The 4,780-nt window shown below is 37.5% G+C and carries 7 protein-coding genes, 1 tRNA gene and 1 pseudogene; 2 read left to right on the top strand and 7 right to left on the bottom strand.

Annotated features, from left to right (window positions below):
• From HMPREF0106_RS28375 to HMPREF0106_RS00875, 3 genes and pseudogenes are all read right to left on the bottom strand, one after another.
• Window positions 1-97, bottom strand: a pseudogene (locus HMPREF0106_RS28375) (transposase); the annotation flags it as partial.
• Window positions 98-388: 291 nt separating this feature from the next.
• Window positions 389-682, bottom strand: a complete 294-nt coding sequence (locus tag HMPREF0106_RS28035) for a hypothetical protein (RefSeq protein WP_225450386.1) — start codon at window positions 680-682, stop codon at window positions 389-391.
• Between the two features lie 178 nt (window positions 683-860).
• Window positions 861-1,046 (bottom strand): hypothetical protein, encoded by a 186-nt coding sequence (locus HMPREF0106_RS00875; protein ID WP_004300779.1) that lies wholly within the window; start codon window positions 1,044-1,046, stop codon window positions 861-863.
• A 95-nt stretch (window positions 1,047-1,141) separates the two neighbouring features.
• Between HMPREF0106_RS00875 and HMPREF0106_RS00880 the strand changes: the two genes are divergently transcribed.
• Complete coding sequence (locus tag HMPREF0106_RS00880; protein WP_008025809.1) at window positions 1,142-1,873, top strand: class I SAM-dependent methyltransferase; 732 nt, start codon at window positions 1,142-1,144, stop codon at window positions 1,871-1,873.
• A 145-nt stretch (window positions 1,874-2,018) separates the two neighbouring features.
• Here HMPREF0106_RS00880 and HMPREF0106_RS00885 read toward each other — a convergent pair whose 3' ends face one another.
• The gene (locus HMPREF0106_RS00885) at window positions 2,019-2,621 is read right to left on the bottom strand and encodes a TlpA family protein disulfide reductase (protein WP_009041222.1); all 603 of its coding nucleotides are present in this window, start codon (window positions 2,619-2,621) and stop codon (window positions 2,019-2,021) included.
• A 94-nt stretch (window positions 2,622-2,715) separates the two neighbouring features.
• Between HMPREF0106_RS00885 and HMPREF0106_RS00890 the strand changes: the two genes are divergently transcribed.
• Window positions 2,716-2,789, top strand: a tRNA-Thr gene (locus HMPREF0106_RS00890).
• A gap of 51 nt (window positions 2,790-2,840) precedes the next feature.
• On the opposite strand, the gene HMPREF0106_RS00895 is transcribed toward HMPREF0106_RS00890, so the two are convergent.
• From HMPREF0106_RS00895 to HMPREF0106_RS26535, 3 genes are all read right to left on the bottom strand, one after another.
• A complete protein-coding gene (locus tag HMPREF0106_RS00895) occupies window positions 2,841-3,728 on the bottom strand; it encodes a DMT family transporter (protein ID WP_009041221.1) in 888 nt (295 codons plus the stop codon).
• Window positions 3,729-3,885: 157 nt separating this feature from the next.
• On the bottom strand, window positions 3,886-4,530 hold the full coding sequence (locus tag HMPREF0106_RS00900; RefSeq protein WP_032851666.1) for a hypothetical protein: 645 nt from the start codon (window positions 4,528-4,530) through the stop codon (window positions 3,886-3,888).
• A 50-nt stretch (window positions 4,531-4,580) separates the two neighbouring features.
• Window positions 4,581-4,780 (bottom strand): transposase (locus tag HMPREF0106_RS26535; protein ID WP_008997554.1); only part of this gene is annotated, 200 nt, incomplete at its 5' end.

The following is a 4,780-nucleotide window of genomic DNA, read 5'->3' as shown; positions in this document are numbered from 1 at the left end:
CACTCGTTGCAAAACTTTGACGATATTTTTTAAGCATATCGAACTCGGTAAAACCTAAACAAGGTTCGATTTCTGAGATTTTTTGTATCTTTACCATGTGTTTTTATTTTTAATTACCCCCGTTTTGGCCGTCAAACCGTTTTTTGGGGGGAATGCTTAAAGATACAAAAAAGGCAACTAACTCGCAATGAATTAGTTGCCTTAAATTTTATTATTTTAGGAATATCCCTAAGCAGAGATATTCAACAAATGTCTCCAAAAATTAACAAGATTGATAAAGAGTCCGGTTTTGCATCGGGCTCTTCCCTTTTAACCTTGATTTGACTCTACTATTATTGTACTACTCTATAATATTCCTCTAAGGCTTTTCGGACAGCCTATGCTGTTTCTAAAAAACAAAGCATAATCCTAAAATTGCCGCCAGTATAAAAAAACAACCAGGAACAAATTGGTTAACAAGCAGCCTCATTAGTTGCATTCTGGGCAACACAAACATATCATTCGCCTTACCTTTATCATACAATATGGTAACCTTATCATCTATATGATACTGTTTTGGATAAAGATAAATGTTATTTTCCTCTCCACTCTTTAGATTAGAAGGAAGAAATTGGCAACACTTCTCGTCTTCTCCCTCCAATTTATATTTTATTTTTGGTATACATACATCAGTAATATTCATACCATCAGACTTTACCTGTGTCTCTATATCCACTACCTTTCCATGTGTTTTCCTGTCATACGATTTTATTATCCTGCAATGAAGCATCCACAAGAGTCCCATTTTCAGAATTAGAAAAGCACCCCGCAACATAAGTACAACAGATACTACACAAATTATTATATTTATAACCATACTTTTATTTCTTATGACGGCTAGCTCTCTTCTTCCGGATATCTGCTTTCATCTTCGCTGCACCCGAACCATGCTGTCCACGAATATACGTCGCTTTTTTCGCTTTCGTCTTCACTTTTTCCTCTTCTTTGGGCTTATCTTTCTTACCTTTAAAAACGATTCCACCCATGATTGCTTCTTCTATACTCATATAATCATTTATTAGTATTCAACATTTCCGACGGCAAAGATAACCCTTTTCTGCGGATTTATTTATCTTTGCAGAGTTAACAATCGTAACCACCAATGGCAACAACAACTCTTTCTGCAGAAAAGGACCCGATGGGAGCCGCTATTTCTGATTATTTCAACCATCACAGAGCTGATCGTTTGCGGGTATTCTCTTCCCAATTCGAAGAAGATGAAATTCCCGTCAAAGAATTGTTCCGTAGTATACAGTCTATGCCTATATTAGAGCGTACCGCCCTACAAATGGCTACAGGACGAATATTGGATGTAGGTGCCGGAAGCGGATGCCATGCACTGGCACTTCAGGAAATGGGAAAAGAAGTGTGTGCCATTGATATTTCTCCGTTATCCGTCGAAGTGATGCAACAACGCGGAGTGAACGATCCGCGCCTCATCAACCTTTTTGACGAAACATTTACCGAAACATTCGACACGATCCTGATGCTTATGAATGGTTCCGGAATTATCGGAAGACTGAATAATATGCCCGGATTCTTCCAACGAATGAAACGTATTCTCCGTCCCGGCGGATGCATACTCATGGATTCCAGCGATTTGCGCTATCTTTTTGAAGAAGAAGACGGCAGCATAGTCATCGATCTGGCCGGAGATTATTATGGAGAGATTGACTTCCAAATGCAATATAAAGATGTAAAAGGAGACACATTCGACTGGTTATATCTAGATTTCCAGACTCTTAGTTTATACGCTTCCGAATGTGGTTTTAAGGCAGAACTAGTGAAAGAAGGAAAACATTACGATTACCTAGTCAAACTTAGTATTGCTTGAAAAGCTCATTATTATATAGTGACGGTATGCGTTCCGGATAGCGTCACTATATAACCTAAATAGTGACGCCATCACATCAGGATAGCGTCACTATTTTTATATGCTCATAAATGCTCCGTCAGATACGCCTAATGAAGGCTTTCTTTCATTTCAGCATCTCATTAATCTTCTGTACAAGAGAAGCAAACTCTTCTTCATTATACAAACGAGTCAGTTTTACAATTCTTCCTTCCTTATCAACTAACACATTTCTTGTTATTCCGGATTCACGCAATGCATATTTCGCAAAAATATCAGCTCCCGGATCCAGTCCTAACGGATAAGTCACTCCGGTAGATTTAGCAAAAGCCAATACTTTATCAAGTGGTTCGTCACGGTCAATGCCAATTAAAGCAAAGTCTGCATTATTTTTATGCTTTAACCAAATATCCTTCTCAATAAACGGCATTTCTTTACGACAAACTCCGCACCAACTTGCAGTAAACTGCAACATGACAACCTTACCACGAAGGGAAGATAGACTCACTTGTTTACCATCTGTCAGGATAATCGTAAAGTCCGGAGCCATCTCTCCTACCCGAACAATATATCCTGTACTATCTGCCTGAACAGATATAGCATCTGCAGCTACTTCTACACTATCTGTTGCAACTTCTACATTTGCCGTCCCCTTTTTCTGTCCGGAACAAGCCCATATACCTATGGCTAAAATCGCCATACCACATACATTCATAATTTTCATTTTCATCTAATCATTGGTAACTTTGCAAATATAAAAAAAGTATGCGATGTATTTGCATTTTTAAAAGAAATTCATACCTTTGCACCCGCAAAAGAAAAACGCCTCTTTAGCTCAGTTGGCCAGAGCACGTGATTTGTAATCTCGGGGTCGTTGGTTCGAATCCGACAAGAGGCTCTCCTATAAAAATGTTGTTTATCCGATCAGGTAAAACAGCATTTTTTTTATTTATACTCTTTCATTTTTTTGTTTACGAAATATTACCACACTCACAGCCAACAGAATTAAAATAATCCCAATAGCGCTATTCAGAGTAAATAATTCTTTAAACACAAAAACTCCGATCACCACAGCTGTCAATGGTTCCATCGCACCTAAAATAGATGTCAACGTAGGCCCTGCATATTTAATAGCCCGTACCAATGTTATATTAGAAATGGCTGTAGCCGGTAATGCAAGTCCCAAAATAATCAACCAGGTATAACCGTCAGCTACCAGCTGAAGCCCGGAAGTAGTCAAAGCACCTATAAAATAAAGAACGGTTCCTAACCCCATAACATAACAAGTCAGTACAGTGGAATTGATTCGAACAGCGCGTGTCATTCGTACGCCAACAATATACCCCGCATAGGAAAACACAGAAACACAAGCTGCTACCAGTCCGACTATCGTATCACCATTTTTCGCCTCCAGTTCCCCCGATGAAAGCAAGGCCGCTCCCAACAAAGACATGAAGACCGCAAACATCACCCAAAGGGATTTCTTTTCCTGAAAGAAGTACATCATGACTAGAGATACCGCCAACGGATACATAAAATGAATGGTTGACGCCACCCCGGTAGCTATATTCTGATATGCTATAAGCAAACTGAATGAAGTAACTGCCCTCAACAAACTTAATAAAAGAACAACTAAAAAATCCTTCTTTTCCAATCGAAAACTACATCCCGAACACCATCCGAACAGAGTCAACGCAATTGTCGCCACTCCCCAACGATAGGAAAGCACTTCGAAAGCTGAAAAACCTGCCAACAATAAAGTGAGGGAAAAGAACGGAGCCAGTCCAAAAGTAGAGGAAGACACCGCTGCATAAAGTATACCTTTTATACGATTCATCAATCTATTCAACTAATTTCCGATATTCATGGGTACAAAGATCATAAATATTTCTTTAATATCACCATTAATTTCACATTATCAGTTAATCGATCTAACCCCTAAATCAGTACAAGAAGATAAGTCTGATACATTTCCTCCTTATAAATATAACCTTTTAATAATCCTCAATAACTGTATTTCCAAAAATATCCTTTTTGATAATTTTTCTATGACCATCACTACTTTCAATTATTTCGTTCCCAAAAATATCTTTTTTAATGGTTGTTCTATTGCCTTTGCCATCTTCGATAATGGTATTCCCAAAGATATCTTTTTTAATCGTCTTTCTATTACCTTTATTGTCTCGAATGATAGTATTTCCAAAAATATCCTCTTCGATAGTCTTTCTATTGCCCTTATCATCACGAATGATGGTATTTCCAAAAATATCCTCTTCGATAGTCTTTCTATTGCCTTTATCATCACGAATGGTGATATTCCCAAAAATATCTTTTTCAATAGTCTTTCTATTGCCTTTATCATCACGAATAGTAATATTCCCAAAAATATCCTCTTCAATGGTCTTTCTATTGCCTTTATCATCACGAATGGTGATATTCCCAAAAATATCTTTTTCAATGGTCTTTCTATTGCCTTTATCATCACGAATGATGATATTTCCAAAGATATCCTTTTCGACAGTCTTTCTCCCTTGATTAACTCCCGAATACTCATAATTGTCTTCAATAAGATTTGCACCATAGCTCTTTATTATATAAGGAGCCAAAATAAATTGGGTAGCAAATAGGATAAATAAAATCTTTTTGGCTCAGTTGTAATTCTTGGGGGATTAAGTTTAGTCAATTCCCTTCATGCATATACCTTTGCTAGCCTAAAAAGGAAGAAGCTCATATCCACTACTCCTCTAAATGATGCCCTAAATGCTTTGATTTTAGCATTAAATGCTTCCGCTGCTGCATTTGTACTCCTGTTCACAAAGAAGTTCAAAATCCTTTCATAATGGTTCTCAATAGAGTTTGCTACTGTTGTGAATGTATCGTATCCATATT

Source organism: Bacteroides sp. D22 (assembly GCF_000163675.1).
Taxonomy (GTDB): Bacteria; Bacteroidota; Bacteroidia; order Bacteroidales; family Bacteroidaceae; genus Bacteroides; species Bacteroides xylanisolvens.
This window is presented reverse-complemented; position numbering and strand designations above follow the sequence as displayed.